The organism is Pseudomonas sp. BCA17 (assembly GCF_004519405.1).
Classification (GTDB): domain Bacteria; phylum Pseudomonadota; class Gammaproteobacteria; order Pseudomonadales; family Pseudomonadaceae; genus Aquipseudomonas.
Genome location: NZ_SGWI01000006.1, coordinates 226130 through 252464, shown reverse-complemented (window position 1 = coordinate 252464; position 26335 = coordinate 226130). Strand labels below are relative to the sequence as shown.

The 26335-nt window shown below is 60.4% G+C and carries 30 protein-coding genes; 17 read left to right on the top strand and 13 right to left on the bottom strand.

Annotated elements, in window-relative coordinates; translation table 11 throughout:
• The first annotated feature begins 133 nt into the window (after positions 1-133).
• From EXW71_RS21920 to EXW71_RS21905, 4 genes are all read left to right on the top strand, one after another.
• Positions 134-463: a hypothetical protein gene (locus EXW71_RS21920; RefSeq protein ID WP_123718147.1), complete on the top strand. Its 330-nt coding sequence runs from the start codon at positions 134-136 to the stop codon at positions 461-463.
• Positions 464-570: 107 nt separating this feature from the next.
• A complete protein-coding gene (locus EXW71_RS21915) occupies positions 571-1266 on the top strand; it encodes a fumarylacetoacetate hydrolase family protein (RefSeq protein ID WP_134660867.1) in 696 nt (231 codons plus the stop codon).
• A gap of 36 nt (positions 1267-1302) precedes the next feature.
• Positions 1303-2211 carry an AraC family transcriptional regulator gene (locus tag EXW71_RS21910; RefSeq protein WP_134660866.1) on the top strand — a complete coding sequence of 303 codons (909 nt, stop codon included), beginning with the start codon at positions 1303-1305 and terminating at the stop codon, positions 2209-2211.
• A 93-nt stretch (positions 2212-2304) separates the two neighbouring features.
• Positions 2305-2565 carry a hypothetical protein gene (locus tag EXW71_RS21905; RefSeq protein ID WP_123718150.1) on the top strand — a complete coding sequence of 87 codons (261 nt, stop codon included), beginning with the start codon at positions 2305-2307 and terminating at the stop codon, positions 2563-2565.
• A gap of 288 nt (positions 2566-2853) precedes the next feature.
• On the opposite strand, the gene EXW71_RS21900 is transcribed toward EXW71_RS21905, so the two are convergent.
• Positions 2854-3798 (bottom strand): sensor domain-containing diguanylate cyclase, encoded by a 945-nt coding sequence (locus tag EXW71_RS21900; protein WP_134660865.1) that lies wholly within the window; start codon positions 3796-3798, stop codon positions 2854-2856.
• A 244-nt stretch (positions 3799-4042) separates the two neighbouring features.
• Between EXW71_RS21900 and EXW71_RS21895 the strand changes: the two genes are divergently transcribed.
• Complete coding sequence (locus EXW71_RS21895; protein WP_123718152.1) at positions 4043-4291, top strand: DUF1652 domain-containing protein; 249 nt, start codon at positions 4043-4045, stop codon at positions 4289-4291.
• On the opposite strand, the gene EXW71_RS28840 is transcribed toward EXW71_RS21895, so the two are convergent.
• Positions 4288-4428 (bottom strand): hypothetical protein, encoded by a 141-nt coding sequence (locus EXW71_RS28840; protein ID WP_167659678.1) that lies wholly within the window; start codon positions 4426-4428, stop codon positions 4288-4290. The two genes, EXW71_RS21895 and EXW71_RS28840, sit on opposite strands and share 4 nt — an antisense overlap.
• A gap of 225 nt (positions 4429-4653) precedes the next feature.
• Here EXW71_RS28840 and EXW71_RS21890 point away from each other — a divergent pair, with 225 nt between their 5' ends.
• From EXW71_RS21890 to EXW71_RS21875, 4 genes are read left to right on the top strand one after another with little or no spacing between them, the layout of a single operon-like run.
• A complete protein-coding gene (locus tag EXW71_RS21890; protein WP_134660864.1) occupies positions 4654-4965 on the top strand; it encodes a YXWGXW repeat-containing protein in 312 nt (103 codons plus the stop codon).
• A 29-nt stretch (positions 4966-4994) separates the two neighbouring features.
• On the top strand, positions 4995-5573 hold the full coding sequence (locus tag EXW71_RS21885; protein WP_123718154.1) for an RNA polymerase sigma factor: 579 nt from the start codon (positions 4995-4997) through the stop codon (positions 5571-5573).
• Positions 5570-6001, top strand: coding sequence for a hypothetical protein (locus tag EXW71_RS21880; RefSeq protein WP_134660863.1), 432 nt, complete (start codon positions 5570-5572; stop codon positions 5999-6001). The genes EXW71_RS21885 and EXW71_RS21880 overlap by 4 nt, the downstream gene beginning before the upstream one ends.
• The gene (locus EXW71_RS21875; protein WP_134660862.1) at positions 5998-6492 is read left to right on the top strand and encodes a periplasmic heavy metal sensor; all 495 of its coding nucleotides are present in this window, start codon (positions 5998-6000) and stop codon (positions 6490-6492) included. Before EXW71_RS21880 ends, EXW71_RS21875 begins: the two co-directional genes overlap by 4 nt.
• A gap of 70 nt (positions 6493-6562) precedes the next feature.
• Here the strand turns inward: EXW71_RS21875 and EXW71_RS21870 are convergent, their stop codons facing one another.
• Complete coding sequence (locus EXW71_RS21870; protein WP_134660861.1) at positions 6563-6925, bottom strand: NUDIX hydrolase; 363 nt, start codon at positions 6923-6925, stop codon at positions 6563-6565.
• A 126-nt stretch (positions 6926-7051) separates the two neighbouring features.
• On the opposite strand from EXW71_RS21870, the gene EXW71_RS21865 reads away from it, so the two are divergent.
• From EXW71_RS21865 to EXW71_RS21855, 3 genes are all read left to right on the top strand, one after another.
• On the top strand, positions 7052-8041 hold the full coding sequence (locus EXW71_RS21865; protein WP_134660860.1) for a Gfo/Idh/MocA family protein: 990 nt from the start codon (positions 7052-7054) through the stop codon (positions 8039-8041).
• 27 nt (positions 8042-8068) lie between these two features.
• The gene (locus EXW71_RS21860) at positions 8069-8698 is read left to right on the top strand and encodes a ribonuclease T2 (RefSeq protein ID WP_134660859.1); all 630 of its coding nucleotides are present in this window, start codon (positions 8069-8071) and stop codon (positions 8696-8698) included.
• 167 nt (positions 8699-8865) lie between these two features.
• Complete coding sequence (locus EXW71_RS21855) at positions 8866-9453, top strand: LysE family translocator (RefSeq protein ID WP_134660858.1); 588 nt, start codon at positions 8866-8868, stop codon at positions 9451-9453.
• Here EXW71_RS21855 and EXW71_RS21850 read toward each other — a convergent pair.
• The 8 genes from EXW71_RS21850 to gloB all read right to left on the bottom strand — a co-directional run bounded on the left by EXW71_RS21850 (position 9395) and on the right by gloB (position 20181).
• Positions 9395-10270 (bottom strand): AraC family transcriptional regulator, encoded by an 876-nt coding sequence (locus tag EXW71_RS21850; protein ID WP_123718161.1) that lies wholly within the window; start codon positions 10268-10270, stop codon positions 9395-9397. The two genes, EXW71_RS21855 and EXW71_RS21850, sit on opposite strands and share 59 nt — an antisense overlap.
• 112 nt (positions 10271-10382) lie before the next feature.
• Positions 10383-12002, bottom strand: coding sequence for an ABC transporter ATP-binding protein (locus EXW71_RS21845; protein WP_134660857.1), 1620 nt, complete (start codon positions 12000-12002; stop codon positions 10383-10385).
• 1 nt (position 12003) lies between these two features.
• Positions 12004-13023: an ABC transporter permease gene (locus EXW71_RS21840; protein WP_012723835.1), complete on the bottom strand. Its 1020-nt coding sequence runs from the start codon at positions 13021-13023 to the stop codon at positions 12004-12006.
• A 1-nt stretch (position 13024) separates the two neighbouring features.
• Positions 13025-14098 carry a microcin C ABC transporter permease YejB gene (locus tag EXW71_RS21835; protein WP_134660856.1) on the bottom strand — a complete coding sequence of 358 codons (1074 nt, stop codon included), beginning with the start codon at positions 14096-14098 and terminating at the stop codon, positions 13025-13027.
• Positions 14099-15937, bottom strand: a complete 1839-nt coding sequence (locus tag EXW71_RS21830; protein WP_134660855.1) for an extracellular solute-binding protein — start codon at positions 15935-15937, stop codon at positions 14099-14101.
• Complete coding sequence (locus EXW71_RS21825; protein ID WP_134660854.1) at positions 15934-17763, bottom strand: extracellular solute-binding protein; 1830 nt, start codon at positions 17761-17763, stop codon at positions 15934-15936. Before EXW71_RS21825 ends, EXW71_RS21830 begins: the two co-directional genes overlap by 4 nt.
• Positions 17764-17908: 145 nt before the next feature.
• Positions 17909-19315 carry a transglycosylase SLT domain-containing protein gene (locus EXW71_RS21820; RefSeq protein ID WP_134660853.1) on the bottom strand — a complete coding sequence of 469 codons (1407 nt, stop codon included), beginning with the start codon at positions 19313-19315 and terminating at the stop codon, positions 17909-17911.
• A gap of 98 nt (positions 19316-19413) precedes the next feature.
• On the bottom strand, positions 19414-20181 hold the full coding sequence (gene gloB / locus EXW71_RS21815) for a hydroxyacylglutathione hydrolase (protein WP_134660852.1): 768 nt from the start codon (positions 20179-20181) through the stop codon (positions 19414-19416).
• A gap of 65 nt (positions 20182-20246) precedes the next feature.
• Between gloB and EXW71_RS21810 the strand changes: the two genes are divergently transcribed.
• Positions 20247-21005 (top strand): class I SAM-dependent methyltransferase, encoded by a 759-nt coding sequence (locus EXW71_RS21810; protein WP_134660851.1) that lies wholly within the window; start codon positions 20247-20249, stop codon positions 21003-21005.
• A 31-nt stretch (positions 21006-21036) separates the two neighbouring features.
• Positions 21037-21489 carry a ribonuclease HI gene (gene rnhA / locus EXW71_RS21805; protein ID WP_134660850.1) on the top strand — a complete coding sequence of 151 codons (453 nt, stop codon included), beginning with the start codon at positions 21037-21039 and terminating at the stop codon, positions 21487-21489.
• Here rnhA and EXW71_RS29240 read toward each other — a convergent pair.
• Positions 21474-21755 (bottom strand): DUF2388 domain-containing protein, encoded by a 282-nt coding sequence (locus tag EXW71_RS29240; RefSeq protein ID WP_134660849.1) that lies wholly within the window; start codon positions 21753-21755, stop codon positions 21474-21476. The two genes, rnhA and EXW71_RS29240, sit on opposite strands and share 16 nt — an antisense overlap.
• Between EXW71_RS29240 and dnaQ the strand changes: the two genes are divergently transcribed.
• The 3 genes from dnaQ (at position 21754) to EXW71_RS21785 (ending at position 25407) form a co-directional block, all read left to right on the top strand.
• A complete protein-coding gene (gene dnaQ / locus EXW71_RS21795) occupies positions 21754-22494 on the top strand; it encodes a DNA polymerase III subunit epsilon (protein WP_167659683.1) in 741 nt (246 codons plus the stop codon). The genes EXW71_RS29240 and dnaQ overlap by 2 nt on opposite strands.
• 67 nt (positions 22495-22561) lie before the next feature.
• The gene (locus EXW71_RS21790; protein WP_134660847.1) at positions 22562-24817 is read left to right on the top strand and encodes an Orn/Lys/Arg decarboxylase N-terminal domain-containing protein; all 2256 of its coding nucleotides are present in this window, start codon (positions 22562-22564) and stop codon (positions 24815-24817) included.
• Positions 24818-24825: 8 nt separating this feature from the next.
• Positions 24826-25407, top strand: a complete 582-nt coding sequence (locus tag EXW71_RS21785; RefSeq protein WP_123718170.1) for a GNAT family N-acetyltransferase — start codon at positions 24826-24828, stop codon at positions 25405-25407.
• On the opposite strand, the gene EXW71_RS21780 is transcribed toward EXW71_RS21785, so the two are convergent.
• On the bottom strand, positions 25404-26297 hold the full coding sequence (locus EXW71_RS21780) for a LysR substrate-binding domain-containing protein (protein WP_134660846.1): 894 nt from the start codon (positions 26295-26297) through the stop codon (positions 25404-25406). The two genes, EXW71_RS21785 and EXW71_RS21780, sit on opposite strands and share 4 nt — an antisense overlap.
• Positions 26298-26335 lie beyond the last annotated feature (38 nt).

Here is a 26335-nt window from a genome sequence, read left to right as displayed (position 1 = left end):
AGCTCACTTGCCGCAGAGTTGGCGCCTACTGCGTACGTAAAATGTTTACGCAGTAAGGCAATTTAATGGCCCCTTTGTAACAAAATTCTCGCCAGAATCACTTTTATTTTCAGGTGGTTAGGTGGGGAAGCAAATGCGCACTGTTGGAATCATGCTGATTGCCTGCTCCCTGGCGGGCGGTGCGGCTGCCGTGCAGGCGAGGGAGCTGCGCGAGGGTGACAAGTACATGTGCAGTTGGGGCGCCGGCACGGCTGCCAGGGCCCAGGAACTCAAGTTGTCGGGGGTGTCGCTGTATGCGGCGCGCCAGAAGATCCAGACCATCAAGTTCAGCAAATCGTGGATGCGCATGATGGCCATGGGCATCACCGAGCAGACCTATGACAGCCGTTCGCGGCTCAAGCCCGAGTCGATACGCCAGAGCTTCTATCAGGACTGCCTGCGCTACAAGGTAGCGCGCAAATAGTCACTGGGTGCTTTGCACCGGCCAGTGCAAAATCTGCGTAAGCCTGTCCAACTTTGCCCTCCTGTCGCTTGCCATACTGGTGCCAGGTAAACCAGGAGGCACAGGCCATGACCGATTTCGTATTCCCCCCCGCGCAAACCCCGTCCCTGGCCATCCAGGGCAGCGATGCGCGTTTCCCCCTGCGTCGCGTGTTCTGCGTCGGCCGCAACTACAGCGAGCACGCCCGCGAAATGGGGCATGACCCGGATCGCGAGCCGCCGTTCTTCTTCATGAAACCTGCGGATGCGGTGGTGCCGGCCGAAGGTGTGATCGCCTACCCGCCGCTGACTGCCGACCTGCACCATGAAGTGGAACTGGTGGTGGCCATCGGCAAGGGCGGGGTGGACATCAGCCCTGAGGATGCCTTTTCTCTCATCTGGGGTTATGGCGTGGGGATCGACCTGACACGCCGCGACTTGCAAGCCCAGGCGAAAAAGCTCTCACGCCCGTGGGAATGGGCCAAAGCCTTTGATGAGTCGGCGCCCAGTACCGCGTTGCAGCCGGTGAGTGCGGCAGGGCACCCGTCCACCGGCAAAATCTGGCTGAAGGTCAATGGCGAACAACGTCAGGTCGGCGACTTGGCCGACCAGATCTGGTCGGTCAGCGAAGTGATCAGCCACGCTTCCCGGTCCGTGGCGCTCAAGGCCGGTGACCTGATCTTCACCGGCACCCCCGCCGGGGTCGGCGCGTTGCAACCGGGAGATACTGTGACTGCCGGTATCGACGGTGTCGGCGAGTTGAGTTTCACCTTGGGCCACGGTTGAGGCTAAAGTGGTGCCCTGGCTACCCGAGAGAGCGCTATGCCCGGCACCCGCGTCACCACTTATGGCATGGAGCAACGCAGCGACCGCCCCGACTTCTATATCCGCGACAAACGCGGGCGGGCGGCGCTGACCACGCCTCATCGGCATGAGTACTTCCAGATCCAGATCAACCTCGGCGGCGACACCGTGCAGCATATCGGCGGGGCGGTGCGACCGTTTCCGCGTAAAGCCCTGGCGTTCATCCTGCCCCATCGCCTGCATGTGATCCCCCATCCCGAAGACGGCGAGTTCATGCTGATCAACTTCAGCCAGGCGTTTTTCCTGCCGCAGCTGACCTGTGACCCGCTGGACCTGGAGGATATCCCCTTCGGACAGGCGCCGGAGCTGTCGCCGTTTCGCTTTCAGGAACAACTGGACTTTATCCTCGATGATGCGGCGTTCGAAGAAGTCAAAACCTGGCTGGCCCATATGCGAGCCCTCGACACCCATCGCGCTTTTGGTGCCCGCGAGAGGCTCAAGGGCTACCTGTTTCAACTGATAGGACTGGTCTGCGAGCAGTACGCCGGGCCGCTGCAAGCCTTTGCCGCCAACAACGCCATCCGGCGCGGGCGCAAGGACGCCTTGGCGCGGGTGCAGGGCTATATCCGCGAGCATGTGCACGAGCCCAGCCTGAACCTGATCGACACGGCCGCCGCCGCATTCCTGTCACCCAACTACCTGACGCATCTGCTGCGCAAGGAAACCGGTAAACCCTTCTCCCAGCTGGTGCTTGATCGCCGGATGCAATTGGCACGCACCCTGTTGCTCAACAGCACACAGATGATCGGCGTCATTGCGCAACGTTGTGGCTTTACCGATGAAGCCTACTTCTCCCGTTGTTTCCGCAAGGCCCATGGTGTGGCGCCGGGGCAGTTTCGGCGTCGGCAGCAGGCGGAAACGTTGTAGTTACACGGTTTTTACAAAACCACGACAATGAATAGGTTTCTATTTGCATACAATTGAGTACTTCTAGTCACTCCAGCAGGACGCTTGCGAGACATGAATCAGCCAGAACCGCCATCCTCGAGCAGCTTTCGCTTTTTTGCGATCGGGGTTTTGTGCGTGGCGGTGCTGCTGGGCGCTTATTTCATGCGGCTGAACGCTGAGGTCGACCGAGAGCGGGAGCAGGCCGCCGAACGCCTGGCATTCTGCCAACATCTTGAAAGTGTCGCCCGTGCGGCTGCCCCCACCAGCCTGGTCCCTCCTGAAGCCTGCAAGCAACTCAAGAAACAGTATGCCGAAACAATTGGCCCGCTCTAATCAATAACCTTATTTAAATAGCGGGAATAGGCCGACAAAGTGTGGGTGCTTATAAACGCTTATTGCACCAAAAAGTGGCACTATTGTTATTGGCTACCTTAAAAAATGTGTGGATATTGAATGACTTACGACGCTTTTAATCCGACGAAAGGATTAAAATAATCTTGTTGCGGGTTTGCTCAACCGTTACTATAGCCGGGCGTTCACCTCCCACGGTTTATGCATTTTTAAATCCCAAGTTTCCATCAGCTACTTGGGATTTTTTTTGCCCGGAATTTGATCCCGGCGTCAAACTTCACTATCGGAAAACTCCGCGCGCATCCTGCCATTGTGTTTGGCTTGGTAGAGCAACTTGTCGACGGATTCGACAAACCGCAACACGACGCTGTCGGGCGTAACGATGTGAGTGCCCACGCCCAGGCTCAACGTCAGCAGGTTCGATACGGGCGAGGAAGCGTGCTCGATCTGTTGTTGGCAAATCAGATGCAGGCACCGTCGGGCCACCTGCCGCGCCGACGCGGCATCGGTTTCCGGCAGCAGCCACACAAACTCTTCGCCGCCGATGCGTGCAATGAAGTCCCGTGGCCGGTTGGCGGCCTGGGACAGGGTGCGTGCCACCTGGCGCAGGCATTCATCGCCCTTGATATGGCCGTAGTGGTCGTTGTACTGCTTGAAGAAATCAATATCGAGGATGATCAACGACAGCGGTAACCGGCTGCGCAGCGCGCTGGCCCATTCGCGTTCCAGCACGGTGTCGAACATGCGGCGGTTGGCGATGCCTGTGAGGCCGTCCTGGAAGGAATACTCCTCCAGTTGTTTTTGCAGGCGGATCAGGTGTTCTTCAGTCTTTTTGCGTTCGCTGATATCGAACATGAAGCCGATCAGTGCCTCCACTTCGCCGTCTTTGCGCACCACATGCACCACATCGCGAATCCACACATAGTCGCCATTGACCGTCAGTGCGCGATAGTCAGCCTCGTGATCGACGCCGGCGCGTGATTGCGATACGCAGAAATTCACCACGTATTCGCGGTCGTCCGGGTGCATGCGTTCGACCCAGTCATCCACGCTGACCCAGCTTTGCGGGGTCCAGCCCAGCAATGTTTCGATCTGCGGGCCGATATAGCTGAAGGTCATGGTCTGCCAGTCAATACGCCAGGGGATGGCCTTGGTCGATTCCAGCAGGGTTTTGTAGACGTCGCTGTCGGGCAGGCGTGGGGGATCGATGTTCATGGGGGACGGCTCGGATGATGGCCAAAAGCCAAGAGCGTCTTGTGATCGACGCTTTGAGTCAAGCCTTCGCGCAAGCCGCAGACGAGAGGTCGCGTGCTGGGTTTCTGGCGCCAGCACACCAGCGTTTTCACAGCATAGTGAGGCACAGCTAACACTTTTGAGTTAATTGTTCAGTAGCAGGCAAATGCTTATCTATGCTGGCTGTATAGCACTTACCGGGTGAATCCACGGACGGGGCCTCATCATGATTTCAATCGTCGAACTCAACCGCATCATGGCCGCGGGGTTCCTGCCGCTGGCATGTGATTGCAGCCTCAACAGCGACGGTTCGCTGCGCATTTGCGTGTTCGAACCGGCGTCCGGCCGTGTCGACCTGCTGCTGACTCGGGTCTCGCCCCAAGGTCTGGACAGCATCCGTTCCATCTCAAACCTGATTGGCGAGTTGCGCACCGAGATCAAGGCTGGGCGCCGTGGTTTTGCGGCGATGGCTTAGCTGTTGACGGTGCTGGTTGCGGGGGTGGCGGCGCCGTAGTAGCGCCAGCAGCAATGCCGGTGTTCCGGCAGGATCACGCAGCCGCTGAGGCTGACGATCAGCAGGGCGGCTACCAGCATATATAGGCGACGGGACATGATATTTCCTCTTGGTGTGTGCTGCGTTACTCCTTGAACGCAACCACCGGCGCAAATCCGTCGCGATGCTTTCAGACATTTCATCAAGCGCTGTCATTCCCTGGGCAATACTTCCTCTTGGTTAACGTCTGGAAAAAATCTGTTTTTTCCGCGACGGGTTTTTCCGCATTCGCCGTTCAACCCATCAGCAGCGTGCACTTTCGCTCGCCGTATGAAGGAGTTGCCATGAAATCACTGGCCAAGTTGCGTTGTGCCTTGCTGGCCCCGCTGGCTTTCGCCGCGTTTGTCAGCACCCCTGTTTTCGCCCAGACCGAAGTGATTATCCGCGAGGCGCCACCGGCGGAACGCGTTGAAGTGATCCCCGCCGAACGCCCGGGTTACGCCTGGGATCGCGGTCACTGGCGTTGGGAGCACGGTGCCTACGCCTGGGTGCCCGGCCACTGGCAACTGGTGATGCGCAACGCCCGGTGGGAGCCTGGGCATTGGGAGTCCCGTGGCCCGAACTGGTACTGGCGCGAAGGGCACTGGATTCGCTGAAAACTGACCCCGGACCGAGTATTACCCGATTGAAAGACACTGATCCGGACGTTGAGCTACTGGCGCGTATCGGCAACAACGAGGCCGCAGCCGTCAATGAAATGGTGACGCGCAAGCTGCCGCGGTTGCTGGCACTCGCCGGTCGGCTGTTGGGGGATGCCGACGAGGCCAGGGACGTGGCCCAGGAAAGTTTCTTGCGGATCTGGCGGCAGGCGGCCAATTGGCGTGCAGGTGAGGCGCGTTTCGACACCTGGCTGCACCGGGTGGCGCTCAACCTGTGCCATGACCGCTTGCGTCGGCGCAGAGAACGCCCGTTGAATGAGGACGAGGCGCTGGAGCTGGCGGACAGCGCACCGTCCCCGGATGAGCAGTTGGAAACCAGCGAGCGCAGCGCCCGCATGGCCGCCGCATTAGCGGCGTTGCCCGAGCGTCAGCGCGAAGCCATCGTGTTGCAGTATTACCAGGAGCTGTCGAACATCGACGCCGCGGCCCTGATGAATATCAGCGTCGAGGCACTGGAGAGCCTGCTGTCGCGGGCCCGCCGCCAGTTGCGCCGTCAACTTGCCGACACACCCGGGCTCGCCCGCCCAGGAAGGGGAACACCATGACACCTGAACGATTTGCTTACCTGGCCGATGCCTATGGCGCCAGCCTGCACCGCTGGCCCGTCGCCGATCAAGCGGCGGCCCGCGCCTTGCTCGACAGCGGCGACCCTGGCGCCCGCGAAGCATTGAGCGCGGCGAGTTGGCTTGATCAGCAGATGGACAGTCATCAACTGGCGCTCCCCGACCCTGCGTTGGTGCGGCAAATTCGTCAATCGGCCGCGCAACGCAGATCGTTCTGGTCGCGCTACGCCAATTGGTTGTCGCCGGCCGGGCTGGTCGGCGTGGGCATTGCCGGCATCGCGGCGGGGGTTCTGGTGGCGTCGATGAGCATACCGCGGCCCATGTTGTCAGCCGAAGTGCTGCCCAGCGTCTTCGATCAGGGCGATGCTGAAGTCGTCTTCACCGTCAACGCCGAGGAAACCGAGCAATGACACCCAAAGCTCTTAAACCCTGGTTGGTCGTTTCGGTGTTGCTTAACGTATTTTTGATCGGTGGGGTGGCGGGCGGCCTCTATCACTGGATGGCCGCTGCCACGCCTGTCGAGGCGGTGGTCAATCAGCATGGCCTGCGCCAGGCGATGTTCAAGCTGCCTGTGGAACGGCGCAAGGAGTTGCGCCAGTTGCTGCGCCACAATCGTGCCGACAGCCAGCCGTTGATCATGGCGGGGCGTGAGGCTCGGCTGGGGGTGATCAAGCAATTGGAGGCGCCGACCCTGGATCGCGATGCGCTGGTGTCTGAACTGGCCAAGGCACGCGAAGCGGATGCTGCGCTTCGGGCGTTGGTGGACGATACCTTGGCACAGTTCGCAAGCAACTTGCCGCAGGATGAACGGCAGAAATTGGTCGAGGCGCTTTATCAGCGAGGGCAGGCAAAGGCCAGGGAGAAGATGACTCAAGGGGTAGGGGGCAAGCCGCGTTCCTGAGTGGGTAGGCGCTGCCGCGTTCGTCAATTCCTTTGTCGAACGGCAGAGCGTAGAGGGCAGGGCAGGGAGATCAGAGGCGACGCAGGAAGGTTTTGACGATATGCCGGGTGGCGTCGGTGGTATCCAGATCGTCCACGGCGGTATAAGCGTGCCACTGGCACTCGATGATTTCGTTGCAGGGCCGGGCGTCCGCGATATTGATCACAGAGGCTTCAAACACATGGTGTTCGGTGTCGCGAGCCTTGAGTTCCTGCAGGTACAGCAGGCCATCCACTTTCAACCCGGTTTCTTCATGCAGCTCCCGTTCGGCCGCGCCGACGGGGCGCTCTCCGGGTTCGACCTTGCCGCCCGGCAGTGCCCATTTTGATCGGGATTTGCGCACAAAAAGGATATGCCCCTCATGGGCGCAAATAACGGTTGCGCGTGTTTTCAATGTTAAGAGCTCCGTAGCGAGGTGGCTGTCATCAAAGTGTAATGCAATTGTCATGCTGGGCGGCGGTGGCACTTGCATCAGGGGATGTGGATACTGCTCGCTGGACAACACGGACGAGGAAGGCAGATGAGTACCGTACGCTGGGGCATGATCGGCTGTGGCAGTGTCACTGAGTTGAAGAGTGGACCCGCTTTCTATAAAGCGCCAGGTTCGGCGCTGGTCGCAGTGATGGGGCGGCGTGCCGAGGCGGTGCGCGATTATGCGGCACGCCATGGCATTGCACGCTATTACACCGACGCCCAGGCCTTGATCAACGACCCTGAGGTGGATGCGGTGTACATCGCCACACCGCCCGACAGTCACCTTGAATACAGCCTGATGGTGGCGGCGGCCGGCAAGCATTGCTGCGTCGAGAAACCCATGTCGTTGAATGCCGGGCAGAGCGCGTTGATGCAGCATGCTTTCGAGCGTGCCGGGCTGCATTTGTTCGTGTCCTACTATCGCCGCTCGTTGCCGCGCTTCCAGCAGGTACGAGACTGGCTGCAGGCCGGGTGCATCGGGGAATTGCGTCATCTGACCTGGACCTTGTGCAAGCCGGCCGCCGCAACGGACACCCACCCCGCAAACTGGCGCACCGACCCGGCGATTGCCGGGGGTGGCTACTTTGCCGACCTGGCCAGCCATGGTTTCGACCTGTTTCAGTACCTGGCCGGGGATATCGTCGATGTGGCCGGGTTCACCGCGCGCCAGGCAGGCCGTTATGCCGCGGAGGATGCCGTGACGGCCAGCTGGCGCTTCGCGTCGGGCGCGCTGGGCATGGGCGTCTGGAACTTTGTGGCAGACCGGCGCGAAGACCGGGTCGAGTTGATCGGTAGCCGCGGGCGTATCTGTTTTTCAGTGTTCGAAGACCAGCCGATACACCTTGAAGGCGAAGTGAGCGAAGTCCTCACCATCCCGTGCCACACGCATATCCAATGGCACCACGTGTTGGGCATGAATGCGCATATTCGTGGGGAGGCGCAGCATCCTTCGCTCGCCATCGAAGCGTTGAAGACCGATCGGATTCTCGACCGGGTGCTACAACGTAACCCCCATCATTGCGAGTCGCCGTACTAAGGTCAGCTTTTTTCAAGGAACAAACAGATGAAATACTGGATGGTATGTTGGCTGGTGCTGGCCACGGGGGCTGTGGCGGCGCCGCGCAGCCAAGGGCAAGCGGGGGAGTTTGATTTTTATCTGTTGTCATTGTCGTGGTCGCCGACCTTTTGCCTGACGCACCCGGACAACGAGCAGTGTTCGGGCAAGGGTTATGGCTTTGTGCTGCACGGCTTGTGGCCGCAATACGCGCGGGGCGGGTGGCCGGCATCATGTGAGCCGCAGTCGTCGTTGAGCCGCGACGCCATGGACAAGGGCGCCACACTGTTCCCCAGCCGTTCGCTGCTCAAGCATGAATGGGCCAAGCACGGCACGTGCTCCGGGCTTGAGCCATTGGCCTACCTGGAAAAAGCCGATACCGCGCTGGGTGTGGTGAACATTCCGCAACAGTTGCAACCGCTCAATTCGCCGCCGTCATTACCGGCCCAGCAGATCGAGGCGTTGTTTCGTGAAAGCAACCCTCGCATGGGCAGCCATGGGCTGGCGGTGATCTGCAAGGGCAAGGTGCTCTCGGAAGTGCGGGTGTGCCTGACCAAAGATCTGGCGTTCGCCGGCTGCCCACGCAGTGTCAAGACCCAGTGCCGCGACGGTGATATCCGCATTCCTTCACAGCGCTGAGGCAGCATCGCCACGCGTTGAAGCCTTCCACAGCCGCGCCTGGGTGGTATCGTCCCGGCGCACACTTTTCGCTGTTCAGCGGCCGAGGGGCATTTTCTTCAATACCGCGCGCGCCGCGCCCTTTACCGTGGGGTCATCTTGATCGTCACCACTTAAAGGGAATTGCAATGAGCTTGATCATTTCCATGGCCGCCTTCGCCCTGGCGACCTCCATTACACCGGGCCCGGTCAATGTGGTCGCCTTGAGTTCCGGTGCGCGCTTCGGTTTTGCCGCCAGTCAGAAACATGTGGTTGGCGCTGCCGTGGGCTTCACCTTGTTGCTGGTGTTGATCGGCCTCGGGCTGCATGAAGTGCTGCTGCGCTGGCCCATCCTCACCCAATTGATTCAATGGGGAGGAGTGGCCTTCCTGCTGTACATGGCCTGGAAACTGGCCGTGGACGATGGCCGGTTGGACGCCGAGGGTACGGCTACCGCGCCGTCGATGCTGTACGGGGCGATCATGCAGTGGCTCAACCCGAAAGCCTGGTTGGCCTGTGTCGCGGGCATGGGCTTGTTTGTGGCGGATGGCGAGGCTGCGCAGGTCTGGTTGTTCGCGGCGCTCTACCTGGTGATCTGCTACCTGTCGGTAGCGTGCTGGGCCTATGCCGGAACGTTTTTGCGGCGTTACCTCGGCAACCCCCAGGGCGTACGACTGTTCAACCGTTCAATGGCCGCGTTGCTGGTGGCCAGTGTGGGTTATTTGCTGATGGCTTGAGCAGGTCGCGGTATTGGCCCGGCGTCGCCGCAAAGTGCTGTTTGAAGGCGCGCTGGAAATGTGCCTGGTCAGCAAAGCCCGCCGCCAGGGCCACGTCGGCAATCAGCTCGCCCTGGCGCAGTTGGGCACGGGCAAACTGGATACGTTGGTTGATCAGGAACGCATGGGGCGTCAGCCCGTAATACTGCTTGAAGGCGCGGATCAAGTACGAGGGCGACAGCTCGGCGGCCAGGCAGATATCTTCCAGCTTCAACGCTTGTGTGCATTGCGCGCGAATGTATTCGGCGGCCCGTTCCAGTTTGTGGTTGACCTCGCGTACCGGGGTATCTGCAGGGTTCAGACGCTGCTGTACTTCGGTGAAATAACTGACCAGCGCGCTTTGTTTTTGCAGGTGTTCGGCCTGGGTATCCACCAGGACCCGGTACAACTCCAGCAAGCCGCGATACAGCACCGGATCGCGGACGTAGGGCGTGTTGAACGGCCGGTAACCCTGGTCAGTGCTGAAGCCCAGTTGGTGCTGCAGGTCCGTCAGCCAAGGCGTGTCGATGTACAGCATCTGATAGGACCACGGCTCATTGTCGATGGGGTTGCATGCATGCACATCGCCGGGGTTCATGAGGACCACCGTGCCCGCGTCGATCTCGAACGTTTGCGTACCGTAGTGGTAATAGCTGCGTCCGGTGGTGATCGCACCGATGGAAAAGTGCTCGTGCGCATGCCGGCTGTAGGTCACCTTGCGTCCGTCGGCAATGGTGCGCGCCTCGATGAACGCCAACGCCGGGTCACGCCAGAAAAACGGTGCTGTTGCGGCGGTCATGGCAGGCGCTCCTTGAGAGGGTTTGAATGAGCAGGCAACAGCCTCGTACATCAAGTCTCAAGCTTCAAGCTTCAAGCTTCAAGCTTCACGCAAAAGGCTGCCAGGCGCGGCTTTATTGAGTGGGTTGATCGGCGGGCGGTACGAGAAACGCAGCCTCCAGCAATTGCCGGGTATACGCATGCTGCGGATCGGCAAAAATCGTCTGGGCATCGCCTTGTTCCACCACCTGCCCATGCTTGACCACCATTAGTTGGTGACTCAACGCCTTCACCACCGCCAGGTCATGGCTGATAAACAGGTAAGTGAGGTTGTACTTGGCCTGAAGGCTGCGTAACAACTCGACCACTTGCCGCTGCACCGTGCGGTCCAGCGCCGAGGTGGGTTCGTCCAGCAGGATCAGGCGCGGCTTGAGCACCAGCGCACGAGCAATAGCGATGCGTTGGCGCTGGCCGCCGGAGAACTCGTGGGGGTAACGATGGCGTGATGCCGGGTCCAGGCCGACTTCCTTGAGCGCCGCGATAATCGCCGCTTCCTGCTCGGCCGGAGTGCCCATCTTGTGAATGCGCAAACCTTCGCCGACGATTTCGCTGACACACATGCGCGGGCTCAGGCTGCCGAACGGGTCCTGGAACACCACCTGCATTTCCCGCCGCAGCGGGCGCACCTGCTGCTGGCTGAGTTTATCCAGTTGCTGGCCTTCAAAACGAATGCCGCCCTTGCTGCCGATCAGCCGCAGAATCGCCAGGCCCAGGGTCGATTTGCCCGAGCCGCTTTCGCCGACAATCCCCAGGGTCTGCCCCTGGGGCAGGCTGAAATGGATACCGTCCACCGCCTTGACGTAATCGACGGTGCTGCGCAAAAAGCCTTTCTTGATCGGGAACCAGACCTTGAGGTCATCGACTTCCAGCAACGGCGGCCCGACTTCGTTGGCAACAGGTCCGCCGCTGGGCTCAGCGGCCAGCAGTTCCTGGGTGTAGGGGTGCCGAGGCGATTGGAACAGCGTCTCGCAGTCGGCCTGTTCAACGATGCAACCTTGCTGCATCACGCACACCCGGTGGGCAATGCGCCGTACCAGGTTCAAGTCATGGCTGATCAGCAGCAGCGCCATGCCCAGGCGGGCCTGCAAAGACTTGAGCAATTCGAGGATTTTCAATTGCACCGTGACGTCGAGGGCCGTGGTCGGTTCGTCGGCGATCAACAGTTCCGGCTCGTTGGCCAGCGCCATCGCGATCATCACCCGTTGGCGCTGGCCGCCGGACAATTCGTGGGGCAGGGCCTTGAGGCGCTTGTGCGGCTCGGGGATACCCACCAGTTCAAGCAGTTCCAGGGTACGCCGGGTGGCGACTTTGCCGGTGAGCCCCTTATGCAGGCCGAGCACTTCGTTGATCTGTTTCTCGATGGAGTGCAGCGGGTTCAACGAGGTCATCGGTTCCTGGAAAATCATCGCAATACGGTTGCCGCGAATGTGCCGGATGGTCTTTTCCTTGAGGGTCAGCAAGTCCTGCCCGGAATAAGCGATGGTGCCTGACGGATGCCGCGCCAGCGGGTAGGGCAGCAGGCGCAGGATCGAGTGGGCGGTCACTGACTTGCCCGAGCCGCTTTCGCCGACCAGGGCCAGGGTTTCGCCACGCTTGATATCGAAACTGATGTTGTTCACCACGCGCTGGTGGTGATTGCCGGTGACGAACTCGACACTGAGGTCGCGGACTTCGATCAGATTGTCCTGATTCATCTCATTTCCTCGGGTCGAAAGCATCGCGAGCGGACTCGCCGATAAACACCAGCAAACTCAACATGATCGCCAGCACGGCAAAGGCACTCATACCCAGCCAGGGCGCTTGCAGGTTGGATTTGCCCTGGGCCACCAGCTCGCCCAGGGACGGTGAACCGGCCGGCAGCCCGAAGCCCAGGAAGTCGAGGGCCGTGAGGGTGCCGATGGCTCCGGTGAGGATGAATGGCATGAAGGTCATGGTCGAGACCATGGCGTTGGGCAGGATATGGCGGAACATGATCGCGCCATTCTGCATGCCCAGCGCCCGGGCTGCGCGTACGTATTCCAGGTTGCGCCCGCGCAGGAACTCGGCGCGCACCACGTCCACCAGGCTCATCCACGAGAACAACAGCATGATCCCCAGCAACCACCAGAAGTTGGGCTGCACGAAGCTGGCGAGGATGATCAGCAGGTACAACACTGGCAGGCCCGACCAGATTTCCAGGAATCGCTGTCCGGCCAGATCGACCCAGCCACCGTAGAAACCCTGCAAGGCCCCGGCGATAACGCCGATGATCGAGCTGAGGACGGTCAGGGTCAGGGCAAACAGCACCGAAACCCGGAACCCGTAGATGACCCGGGCCAGCACATCGCGGCCTTGGTCATCGGTGCCCAGCAGGTTGACGCTCGAAGGCGGAGCCGGCGCGGGGACTTTCAGGTCGTAATTGATGCTCTGGTAGCTGAATGGGATCGGTGCCCACAAGGTCCACGCATCCTTGGCCTTGAGCAGCTCCTGGATGTACGGGCTCTTGTAGTTGGCCTCCAGCGGGAACTCACCGCCGAAGGTCGTCTCGGGGTAGCGCTTGAGCGCCGGAAAATACCAGCCGCCGTCGTAATGCACGGCCAGCGGCTTGTCGTTGGCGATCAGTTCCGCACCCAGGCTCAGCACGAACAGGATCAGGAACAGCCACAGCGACCACCAGCCACGTTTGTTCGCCTTGAACCGCTCGAATCGGCGGCGATTGAGGGGGGATAGATTCATCTCAATGCTCCCGGCTGGCGAAGTCGATGCGCGGATCGACCAGCGTGTAGGTGAGGTCGCCGATCAGCTTCACAATCAGCCCCAGCAGGGTGAAGATAAACAGCGTACCGAACACCACCGGGTAGTCGCGGTTGATCGCCGCTTCAAAGCTCATCAGGCCCAGGCCGTCGAGGGAGAAAATCACTTCCACCAGCAATGAGCCGGTGAAGAAGATCCCGATGAAGGCTGACGGGAATCCGGCGATGACCAGCAGCATCGCGTTGCGGAATACATGACCGTAGAGCACGCGGTGGTTGGTCAGGCCTTTGGCTTTGGCCGTGATCACGTACTGCTTGTTGATCTCGTCGAGAAAGCTGTTTTTGGTCAGCAGCGTCATCGTCGCGAAGTTGCCGATCACCAGCGCGGTGATCGGCAGCGCCAGGTGCCAGAAGTAATCGAGGATCTTGCCGCCCCAACTCAACTCGTCGAAATTGTTGGAGGTGAGGCCGCGCAATGGGAACCAGTCGAAATAACTGCCGCCGGCAAACACCACGATCAGCAGGATGGCGAACAGGAACGCCGGGATCGCGTAGCCGACGATGATCGCCGAGCTGGTCCACACATCGAAGTGGCTGCCATGGCGCGTGGCTTTGGCGATGCCCAGCGGGATCGACACCAGGTACATGATCAGCGTGCTCCACAACCCGAGGGAGATGGACACCGGCATCTTTTCCTTGATCAGGTCGATGACCTTGGCATCGCGGAAGAAGCTGTCGCCGAAGTCCAGCCGGGCGTAGTTCTTGACCATGATCCACAAACGTTCCGGTGCCGACTTGTCGAAGCCGTACATCTTCTCAATTTCCTTGATCAGCGCCGGGTCCAGCCCCTGGGCGCCCCGATAACTGGAGCCGGCCACCGAGACTTCGGCGCCGCCGCCCGCAATGCGACTGGTGGCGCCGTCAAAGCCTTCGAGCTTGGCGATCATCTGTTCCACCGGGCCGCCGGGGGCGGCCTGGATGATGATGAAGTTGATCAGCAGTATCCCGAACAGCGTGGGGATGATCAGCAACAGGCGGCGAAGAATATAGGCCAGCATTCAATTGCCTCCGCTCGCCGGGTCGGCGCTTTGAGTCGTGTCCAGGGAAACCGCCGGTTTGACGTTGGGTTTGGCCCACCAGGTGACCGTGCCGACGTCATAGCGCGGCGGGACCTTGGGGTGGCCCAGATGGTCCCAGTAGGCGACGCGGAATGTCTTGATGTGCCAATTGGGGATGACGTAGTAACCGAACTGCAGCACGCGGTCCAGGGCCTTGGCATGGGCCACTAGGCTTTTGCGCGAGTCGGCGTCGATCAACTCTTCCACCAATTGGTCGACCGCCGGGTCCTTGAGCCCCATGTAGTTGCGGCTGCCGGGTTTGTCGGCGCTGGAGGATTTCCAGAATTCACGCTGCTCGTTACCTGGCGACGTGGATTGGGGGAAACTGCCCACCAGCATGTCGAAGTCCCGCGAGCGCAGGCGGTTGATGTATTGCGACACGTCGACCCGGCGAATCACCAGGTCGATACCCAGGTCGGCGAGGTTGCGCTTGAACGGCAGCAGGATGCGTTCGAATTCGGTCTGGGCCAGCAGGAACTCGATGGTTACCGGTTTGCCGGTGGTGTCGACCATTTTGTCGTTGACGATCTTCCAGCCGGCCTCCTGCAGCAACTGGTAAGCCTCACGCTGCTGGGCGCGGATCATGCCGCTGCCGTCGGTTTTGGCAGGCTCGAAGGCTTGGGTGAACACCTCGGCCGGGATCTTGTCGCGCAGCGGCTCAAGAATCGCCAACTCGTCCGGGCCGGGTAAGCCGGTGGCGGCCATTTCCGAGTTTTCAAAGTAACTGCGGCTGCGGGTATAGGCGCCGTTGAACAGTTGCTTGTTGCTCCATTCAAAGTCCAGCAACAGGCTGATCGCCTTGCGCACGCGAACATCCTGGAACATCGGCTTGCGCGTATTGAACACAAAGCCCTGCATGCCGGTGGGGTTGCCGTTGGGGATTTCTTCCTTGATCAATCGACCTTGAGCGACAGCTGGAATGTTGTACGCGTTGGCCCAGTTCTTGGCGCTGATTTCCAGCCAATAGTCGAACTGCCCAGCTTTCAACGCTTCCAGGGCGACGGTGTTGTCGCGGTAATAGTCGGTGACGCGGTTGTCGAAGTTGTAGAAACCCTGGGTGATAGGCAGGTCCTTGGCCCAGTAGTCCTTGACCCGTTCATAGCGAATCATGCGTCCGGCCTTGACCTCGGCGACTTTGTACGGCCCGCTGCCCAGCGGGATTTCCAGGTTGCCTTTGGAAAAGTCCCGGGTTGCCCACCAATGCTTGGGCAGCACCGGCAACTGACCGAGGATCAACGGTAATTCGCGGTTGTTGGTGCGCTTGAACTTGAACAGCACGCGCAACGGATCTTCAGCCACCACTTCATCGACGTCGGCGTAGTAAGTGCGGTAGATCGGCGAGCCGTCCTTGAGCAGGGTCTGGAAGGTGAACACCACATCGTCGGCGCGGATCGGCTGCCCATCATGAAAGCGCGCTTCGGGGCGCAGGTAAAAGCGTACCCAACTGTTGTCCGGGGCTTTTTCGATCTTGCCGGCGACCAGCCCGTATTCGGTGATGGGTTCGTCCAGGCTTTGCATGGCGAGGGTGTCGTAGATCAGGCCGATGTTATCGGCGGGAACGCCTTTACTGATGTAGGGGTTGAGGCTGTCGAAGCCGCCCATGGCCGATTCGCGGAAGGTACCGCCCTTGGGGGCATTGGGGTTGACGTAGTCGAAGTGCTTGAAGTCGGCCGGGTATTTCGGCGGCTCGTTGTAGAGCGTCAACGCATGCTGCGGAGCGGCCTGGGCCGCGGTACACAGCAAGAGGCTGCCAAGCAGTGCCGTACGCAAAGACATCATTGGGCTTTCTCCGAAGCTTTGAGCCACCACGCGCTCAGGCCCAGGCTGTAGGGCGGCGTGGTGACAAAGGCGAACCGGTTGCGGTACGCCAGTCGATGATAGTTGAGGTACCAGTTGGGAATGCTGTAGTGCTGCCACAGCAGCACGCGGTCCAGCGCCCGGCCGGCGGCCAGTTGCTCGTCGCGGGTCTGCGCGGCCAGCAGTTGTTCCAGCAGGTGATCGACCACGGGGTTGGCGATGCCTGCATAGTTCTTGCTGCCCTTGATCGCCGCCTGGCTCGAGTGGAAGTACTGCCACTGCTCAAGGCCCGGGCTCAAGGTCTGGTTCAGGGTCATCAGGATCATGTCGAAGTCGAACTGATCCAGGCGTTGCTTGTATTGCGCCCGGTCAACGGTGCGCAGGCGTGCGTCGACGCCGATACTGAGCAGGTTCTCGACATAGGGCTGCAGGATGCGCTCCAGGTTCGGGTTGACCAGCAGGATCTCCAGGCGCAGAGGTTGCCCCTTGCTGTCGAGCAAACGTTGCCCCGTCAGTTTCCATCCCGCCTCACCGAGCAACGCCAAGGCCCGACGCATGGTCTCGCGGGGAATGCCGCGGCCGTCGGTCTGCGGCAGGCTGAACGGCTGGGTAAACAGGGGCGCCGGTAACTGGTCGCGGTAGGGCGAGAGCATCAGCCATTCATGGCCCACCGGCACACCGGTCGCCGAAAACTCGCTGTTGGGGTAATAACTGACGCTGCGTTTATAGGCGCTGCTGAACAGGGAGCGGTTGGTCCATTCAAAGTCGAACATCAGCCCCAGGGCTTCGCGCACTTTGGCTTGGCTGAAGGCCGGCCGCCGAGTGTTCATGAACAGACCCTGGCTTTGGGTCGGGATCTGGTGGGCGATCTGCGCCTTGATCACGTCGCCTCGGTTGACCGCCGGAAAGTTGTAGCCGGTGGCCCAGTTCTTGGCCTGGTGCTCGATATAGATGTCGAACTCGCCGGCCTTGAAGGCTTCGAACGCTACATCACTGTCGCGGTAGAACTCCACTTCGACCTTGTCGTAGTTGTAGAACCCCTGATTGACCGGCAGGTCCTTGCCCCAGTAATCCTTGACCCGCTCGAATACCAGCTGACGCCCTGGCGTGACCTTGGTGATGCGGTACGGTCCGCTGCCCAACGGGGGCTCGAAGGTGGTGGCCTTGAAGTCGCGGTTTTTCCAGTAGTGCTGGGGCAGCACGGGCAACTCGCCCAGGCGCAGGATCAGCAGCGGGTTGCCGGCGCGCTTGAATACAAAGCGGATACGGTGACGATTGAGAATGTCGACCCGCGCCACTTCCTGCAGGTTGGTGCGGTACTGCGGGTGGCCTTCGGTCAGCAGCGTACGGTAGGAAAACGCTACGTCATACGCCGTAATCGGCTTGCCATCGTGAAAGCGTGCTTCGGGGCGCAGATTGAACACCACCCAACTGCGGTCCTCGCTATATTCCACCGACTGAGCGATCAGCCCGTAGCTGGAGGTGGGCTCATCACCGGACGGGGCGTACTGGCCGGTGCCGACCATCAGCGGCTCGTTCAACTCATTGACGCTGTATTGCAGGAAGTTGGGCGTGGAAACCGGGCTGGAGCCCTTGAAGGTGTAGGGGTTGAGAGTGTCGAACGTGCCAAATGCCATGACCCGCAATGTTCCGCCTTTGGGCGCTGCAGGGTTTACCCAATCGAAGTGGGTGAATTTGGTCGGGTACTTGAGCGTGCCGAACTGCGTGTAACCGTGGCTCTCGGTAATCGTCGCGTTCGCAGTGAAGCTCAAGGCCAGACTTATTAGTAGAAGGAGGGGACGCTTCAAGTCAGAGATCCGATCCAGGCGGCTTGGGCTTTATGATCGGTACAGTAACAGCTTGTTCCGGTTGGAAAAAGCCAGTTGGAATGATGGAGATGCAATGTGGGAGGGGAGCCCCGCCCACATTCGCTTTCAGGTGTTCCCGAGAGCCTCAGCGCGGGCCGGAAACCACGAGCATCTGCCCTGGCTTCAATGCCTGGCCTGTGCGCGGGTTCCAACGCTTGAGGTGTTGCATCTCGACGTTGAAGCGCTTGGCGACGATGTACAACGAGTCGCCTTTCTTGACCTTGTACTGCACAGGCTTCTTGCTGCTGGCCACGACCTTGCGCGTGTCCTGCATCACCAGGGTCTGGCCGACCTTGAGCGCCTGCCCGTTGAGCTTGTTCCAACGCTGCAGGTCATGTACATCGACCTTGTTGGCTTTGGCGATCAGGGTCAGGTTGTCGCCGGTTCGCACCTTGTAGCTGCGGGTGCGTCCGGCAACGGCTTTTGTCTCGACTTCGTCGAACACGGCCTTTTTCGGGCGCATAGCCAGCAATTCTTCCGGCCTCATCGTCGAAAGGGTGCTGGTCAGCAGTTGAGCTTTGGAGCTGGGCACCAGCAAATGCTGGGGGCCGTCCAGGGTGGTGCGTTGCTTCAGGGCCGGGTTGAGCTGGAACAGTTCGTCTTCGTCGATTTCAGCAAGCGCGGCAACCCGTGACAGGTCCATGCTCTGCTTGACTTCAACCACTTCGAAGTACGGCTGGTTGGCAATCGGGTTCAGGTTGACACCGTACGCCTCCGGCGCCAGTACCACCTGGGACAGCGCCAGGAACTTGGGCACGTAGTCCTTGGTTTCCTGAGGCAGGGGCAGGTTCCAGTAGTCGGTGGGCAGGCCGAGCTTTTCGTTACGCTCGATGGCCCGGCTGACCGTACCTTCGCCGGCGTTATACGCCGCCAGGGCCAGCAACCAGTCGCCGTTGAACATGTCATGCAGGCGCGTCAGGTAGTCCAGCGCGGCCGTAGTGGACGCGGTGATGTCGCGGCGGCCGTCGTAGGCACGGGTCTGGCGCAGGTTGAAGTAGCGCCCGGTGGAGGGGATGAACTGCCACAAACCGACCGCATCGCTACGCGAATAGGCCATTGGGTTGTAGGCACTCTCAATCACCGGCAGCAGCGCCAGCTCCAAGGGCATGTTACGTTCTTCGAGACGTTCGACGATGTAGTGAATGTAGAGGCTGCCGCGTTCTCCGGCGTTCTCCAGAAAGGACGGGTTGCTGGCGAACCACAGGCGCTGTTGCTCGATGCGCGGGTTGACGCCCAGGCCGTCCTGCAATTGAAAGCCCCGTCGCATGCGTTCCCAGACATCCTGGGGCACTTCGGGGCTGGGCTTCTCTGAGAGCCAGATAGGTTTCTGCTTGATCTTGGCGGCAAGATTGGGTTTGGGTTGCACGGTGGATTGTGCAGCGAAATTCGTCGATTGGCAGCCCGCCAGAGTCGCGGACACAGCCACCGCCACGGCTTGAGCCAGGCGGGTCAATGCGTCTGAAGAAATGGATTTACGAATAGATGACGACATTGGCTGGAAGTAAGTTCCGGGCAAAAATGTCGGGCGATTCTAGAAAGCGCTTCGGTTCCGGTCAACCATTCAGAAATTGCGTATCAGATTGCTTCCCGTTAGAACTTATCTTTCCATGCCCTCAAGCTAGCAAACACCTCGGCCCCAGAGCGGTTGTCGCGACCGTTCCGTTCGTCCGCTTTTTGTTTAACGGATGTTTCAGCAGTGCGTAGAAAGGGGTTGGTGCGTTTCTCCAGGGCCAGGTCGGACGGCAGCGTCATCTCGCCACGGGCTCGCAGTTGGTTGACGTTCTCTACCCGTTCGGCAATATCCGCGTTATCCGGCTCCACGGCCTGCGCAAATCTGAGGTTGCTTTGCGTGTACTCGTGGGTGCAGTACACCAACGTGTCGACGGGCAGGGCGGCGAGGCGTTGCAACGAGGTGTGCATTTGCTCCGGAGTGCCTTCGAACAGGCGCCCGCAGCCGGCGGCAAACAGGGTGTCGCCGCAGAACAGCACGCCCTGGTGGTAATAGGCAATATGGCCGAGGGTGTGGCCGGGCACGGTATAAACGTCGAAGTCCCAGCCCAGCACCGTGACTCGGTCATTATCCTGCAGGGCAATGTCCCGTGCCGGGATCTTCTCGTTGGCCGGGCCGTAGACCTTGGCGCCTGTAACACTTTTCAGTTGCTCGACACCGCCGACATGATCATGGTGGTGGTGGGTGATCAGGATATCGCTGAGCACCCAGCCGGGGTGGGCCTTGAGCCAGGCGAGTACCGGTCCGGCATCGCCAGGGTCGACGACGGCGCAGTGTTGGGTAAGCGGGTCTTGTAACAACCAGATGTAGTTGTCGGTGAAGGCGGGTAGCGCACTGATCTGTATCATTCTTCGATTCGCCAAGCTGAACACATTGGTGCATCTTAGAACGTCTAGGCGAGTTGGAGAATGCAATGACTGATAAAGCGTTCGCCCAGGCCGATCCTGAGTGGCTGGCCCTGATCAGCGCGGCCCGCGAGTGGCTGTCCGGGCCGATTGGGCAATTTCTGCTGGAGGAAGAACGACGCATGCTCGAAGACGAGCTGGGTCGCTTCTTCGGTGGCTACCTGGTGCATTACGGCCCCTCGGCGCAAACGCCGCCGTCGGCGCCGCAGGTGCAGCGCAATGTGCGCCTGGGGGCACCGTTGCCCGGTGTGGAAATCGTCTGCGAGGAACAAGCCTGGCCACTGAGCGAGCACGCCGCCGATGTGGTGGTGCTGCAACATGGCCTGGATTTCTGCCTGTCTCCCCACGGCCTGCTCCGTGAAGCCGCCAGCAGCGTACGCCCGGGTGGCCATCTGCTAATTATCGGCATCAACCCCTGGAGCAGTTGGGGCCTGCGCCATATGTTCGCCCACGACGGCCTGCGCCAGGCGCGCTGCATCGCGCCGTCGCGGGTGGGGGACTGGCTGAACCTGCTGGGCTTCGCGCTGGAGAAACGTCGTTTCGGGTGCTATCGTCCGCCGCTTGCTTCGACCAAGTGGCAGTCACGCCTGGCCGGCTGGGAACGCCGGGCCGGGGCCTGGCAAGTGTCGGGTGGTGGCTTCTATTTATTGGTGGCGCGCAAGATTGTGGTCGGGCTTCGGCCCGTGCGTCAGGTGTTGCGCCAGCCTGTAGGCAAACTGGTGCCGATGCCGCTGGCCAAGGTCAACCGCAAGCAAAGCGAACAGTAAAACCTCTTTTTGATTTCAGGCCGAGTAACCGATGACCGATAGCGTAGAACTCTTCACCGATGGCGCCTGCAAGGGCAACCCTGGCCCGGGTGGCTGGGGGGCCCTGCTGGTGTGCAAGGGCGTGGAGAAGGAACTGTGGGGCGGCGAAGCCAATACCACCAACAACCGCATGGAGCTGATGGGCGCCATTCGTGGCCTGGAAGAGCTCAAGCGCCGCTGTAACGTGCTGCTGGTGACTGACTCGCAGTACGTGATGAAGGGCATCAATGAGTGGATGGTCAATTGGAAGAAGCGTGGCTGGAAGACGGCGGCCAAGGAGCCGGTCAAGAATGCCGACCTGTGGCAATTGCTCGATGAGCAATGCAATCGCCACGACATTACCTGGAAATGGGTGCGCGGGCACATTGGCCATCCTGGTAACGAACGGGCCGACCAGTTGGCTAACCGTGGCGTAAACGAAGTGCGGGGCTACAAGCAGGGCTGATGCTCATCGTACGTGTCGGTAAAGGTCTGTCCTGGCAGGCGTTCGTGAATATGTACCAACCCCGCCTCCAGGCGCACACCCCGGATCTGGCCATCGGTGGCGACAAAGGATTCAGCGTCTTCCCGTGCAGCTTTGCCAGGAATTGTTAAAAGACTGTCGGGGATTGAGCGCCTTGGGTCAGCCCTTGGGCTGCTTGAGGCATGACGTGCTAATATCGCGCCCCTTGAAATACACCACACCGTTGAGAGCTGAACCCTGATGGCCATCCGATCCGTAGTACTCGATACCGAAACCACCGGCATGCCGGTGACCGATGGTCACCGAATCATCGAGATCGGCTGCGTCGAGTTGATGGGCCGCCGCCTCACCGGCCGTCATTTCCATGTCTATCTGCAACCGGATCGGGACAGCGACGAAGGCGCTATCGCCGTTCACGGCATCACCGATGAATTCCTCAAAGGCAAGCCGCGCTTTGCCGAAGTGGCAGATGAGTTCTTCGAGTTCATCAACGGCGCCCAGTTGATCATCCACAACGCGGCGTTTGACGTTGGCTTCATCAACAACGAATTCGCCCTGATGGGGCAGATGGATCGAGCGGATATTTCCCAGCACTGCTCGATTCTCGACACCCTGATGATGGCTCGTGAACGTCACCCGGGCCAGCGCAACAGCCTCGACGCCTTGTGCAAACGCTACGGCGTCGACAACTCCGGCCGTGAATTGCACGGCGCCTTGCTCGACTCCGAGATTCTCGCCGACGTCTACCTGACCATGACCGGTGGGCAGACCAGCCTGTCCCTGGCCGGTAATGCGTCCGACGGCACCGGTTCGGCGGAAGGCTCGGGTAATCGTCCTTCGGAAATCCGTCGTCTGCCGGCCGACCGTAAAGCGACCACGATTATCCGTGCCAGCGAGCAGGACCTGGCCGAGCATGCGGCGCGATTGGAAGCGATTGCCAAGGCGGCCGGTGCGCCCGCGTTATGGTCGCAACTGGCGGAACAATAATCTTCATTCGCCACATCCTCTTCCAGCTTCTACCCTGAGTGCATAGCCCTCAGGACTACAAGCCGTCATGTACAAAGACTTGAAGTTTCCCGTTCTGATCGTGCACCGCGACATCAAGGCCGACACCGTTGCCGGTGATCGGGTTCGAGGCATCGCCAGGGAGTTGGAACAAGAGGGCTTCAGTATTTTCTCCGCCGTGGACTATGCCGAAGGGCGGCTGGTGGCATCGACCCACCACGGCCTGGCTTGCATGCTGATTGCAGCCGAAGGCGCCGGGGAAAATACCCATTTGCTGCAAAACATGGTCGAACTGATCCGCCTGGCGCGGGTGAGGGCGCCCAACCTGCCGATCTTCGCTCTGGGCGAGCAGGTCACGCTGGAAAACGCTCCGGCTGACGCGATGAGTGAACTCAATCAACTGCGCGGCATTCTTTATCTATTCGAAGACACCGTGCCGTTTCTCGCCCGTCAAGTGGCACGTGCTGCGCGCACTTACCTTGATGGCTTGCTGCCGCCTTTCTTCAAGGCATTGGTCCAGCACACCGCCGATTCCAATTACTCCTGGCACACCCCTGGCCATGGAGGCGGCGTGGCCTATCGCAAAAGCCCGGTGGGGCAGGCGTTCCACCAGTTTTTCGGGGAGAACACACTGCGTTCGGATTTGTCCGTTTCCGTGCCGGAACTCGGTTCGCTGCTGGACCACACCGGGCCGTTGGCGGAAGCCGAAGCCCGCGCCGCGCGCAACTTTGGCGCGGATCACACCTTCTTCGTAATCAATGGCACCTCCACTGCCAACAAAATCGTCTGGCACTCCATGGTGGGTCGCAATGACCTGGTGCTGGTGGATCGCAACTGCCACAAATCGGTACTTCATTCGATCATCATGACCGGCGCGATCCCACTGTACCTGTGCCCGGAGCGCAACGAGCTGGGCATCATCGGGCCGATCCCCCTGAGCGAGTTCAGCCCCGAGTCCATCCGCGCCAAGATCGACGCCAGCCCCCTGACCCGTGGCCGACCGCCGAAGGTGAAGATGGCGGTGGTGACCAATTCGACTTACGACGGCCTGTGTTACAACGCCGAGCTGATCAAGCAGCAACTGGGCAGTAGTGTCGAGGTGCTGCACTTTGATGAGGCCTGGTACGCTTACGCGGCCTTTCACGAGTTTTTTGCCGGGCGTTACGGCATGGGCACTTCGCGCACGCCGGACAGCCCCCTGGTGTTCACCACCCACTCGACGCACAAGTTGCTGGCCGCGTTCAGCCAGGCGTCGATGATCCATGTACAGGACGGTGGCGCCCGCCAACTGGACCGTGATCGCTTCAATGAAGCCTTCATGATGCATATCTCGACATCACCGCAATACAGCATCATCGCCTCGCTGGACGTCGCCTCGGCGATGATGGAGGGGCCTGCCGGGCGTTCGCTGTTGCAGGAAATGTTCGACGAAGCCCTGAGCTTTCGCCGTGCATTGGCCAATCTGCGCCAGCATCTCGCCGCTGAAGATTGGTGGTTCTCGATCTGGCAGCCGCCGTCGGTGGCGGGTATCGACCGGGTTGCCACGACGGATTGGCTGTTGCATCCCGGAGATGACTGGCATGGTTTCGGCGACGTGGCCGAGGATTATGTGTTGCTGGACCCGATTAAAGTGACGCTGGTGATGCCGGGTCTCAACGCCGGAGGAGCCTTGAGCGATCGCGGTATCCCGGCGGCGGTGGTCAGCAAATTCCTCTGGGAGCGCGGGCTGGTGGTGGAGAAGACCGGCCTGTATTCATTTCTGGTGTTGTTTTCCATGGGCATTACCAAGGGTAAATGGAGTACCTTGCTCACCGAGTTGTTGGAATTCAAGCGTAACTACGACGCCAATGTCAGCCTGGCCAGCTGTTTGCCATCGGTGTATGCGCAGGGGCCATCGCGCTATCAGGGCCTGGGGCTGCGTGACCTGTGCGACCAATTGCACAGCTGTTACCGCAGCAATGCCACCGCCAAACACCTCAAGCGTATGTACACGGTGTTGCCCGAGATTGCGATGAAACCGGCCGATGCCTACGACCAGTTGGTGAGAGGCGAGGTGGAGGCCGTGTCCATAGATGCCTTGCCTGGGCGCATCGCAGCCGTGATGCTGGTGCCTTATCCGCCGGGTATTCCGTTGATCATGCCCGGCGAGCGCTTTACCGAGGCCACGCGGTCGATCATTGATTACCTGGCGTTCGCCCGCACGTTCGATAGCGGCTTCCCAGGGTTTGTGGCCGATGTTCATGGCTTGCAACACGAAGATGACGGTAACGGTCGTTGTTACACCGTCGATTGCATCAAAGGTTAAGGATGGTTATGCACGCAGTGATGAACTTGAAGTATCCAGGGCTCAGCGTCCGGGTGGCCGACGAGGGTTTCGATGCCTACGTGTGGGGCAATGACTTCAGCTTTGAGGTCAGCGGCTACGGCCTGCCGCAGATGGGCAAGCGGGTCGATGAATGGCCCGTGGAGCGCATCCTGCCGTACCGCAAGTGCTATGGCATAGACCCGGAAGAGTTCGCCAGTTTCCGTGATGCCGCCGACAGCGCAATCTTCATGGCTTACCTCGATGACCAGGCGGTGGGGCACATTGTGGTGAGCACCAATTGGAACGGTTTTGCGCACGTTGATGAATTGGCGGTGATCCTGACTGCGCGGCGCCATGGGGTGGCCAAGGCGTTGCTGGACGTGGCGCAGTTCTGGAGCCGCAAGAAAAACCTGCCGGGCATGATGCTGGAAACCCAGAACAACAACCTCGGTGCCTGCCGTTTGTATGAACGCTGTGGCTATGTGATGGGGGGTGTCGACCACCTGCGCTATCGCGGCATTGATCCGCACACCCGTGAAGTGGCGATCTTCTGGTACCGCTTGTTCAAGACCGAAACTGAAGCGCCTTAACCCGCCAACAGGCTTTGCGCCTTCTGCGTGACAATCTCCAGCAACGCATTCAGCGCAGGAGGCGTCACGCTGTCCTTCAGGGTCATCGCATACAGGCTGACCAGGATCGGCGGTGACACCGGGCACGCATCCATCCCGGCTTCCCGTGCCCCGAACGCAGTAAACGGGTCGACAATCGCCAGCCCCTCGCCGGCTTCCACCATGCTGCGCATCATCTGGTAGGTTTGCACCCGCGTCTGTACCACCGGCAGCGGGCGCAGGGCCTGCAACTTGGCGTCCAGCAGGCGGCTCAGCGGGTCCTGGCCTTCGAGGCCGATCATCGACTGCCCGGCCAGGTCCTGCAGCGCAATATACTTCTGCTTGGGTTTGAGCCAGCCATGGGGGGCAAGCAACTGCAATTTGCCCTGGGCCAATACGGTGCTTTGAATTTGCGGGTGTTCCGGGTCATGCAGGCTCAGGCCTACATCGGCCTCGTGCAGCAACAGGCTCCTGACAATTTCCCGGGTCGGCTGGTTCGACAGGTTGCACGGCGTGTCTTGAAAGCGTCGGCGCAGCATGGCGATGCTTTGCGGCAGCAACTGGTTGGCCAGGGGCGGTGTGCACAGGACGCGCAGGGTCGGGGCGTGATGGTGTTTCAAACGGCTGGCCAGACGTTGCACCGGCTCCAGGCTCTCATAGAGCTGGGCGATTCCGGCCTGCAGCTCCAGGGTCTCCCGGGTGGCTTGCAAGCGCCCGCGCACACTGGCGAACAGCATGAAGCCCAATTGCTGCTCGGCGTCTTTGAGCACAGCGTCTACATCGCCCACGGGGAGTTGCAACCATTCGGCGGCGGTGCCGAGGTGTCCGGTTTGCAAGATGGCCTGAATCACTTCGATATGACGTAAACGCATCGCCGGAGTCTAGGGCGCGCGAGGCGGGGTTTCAACGG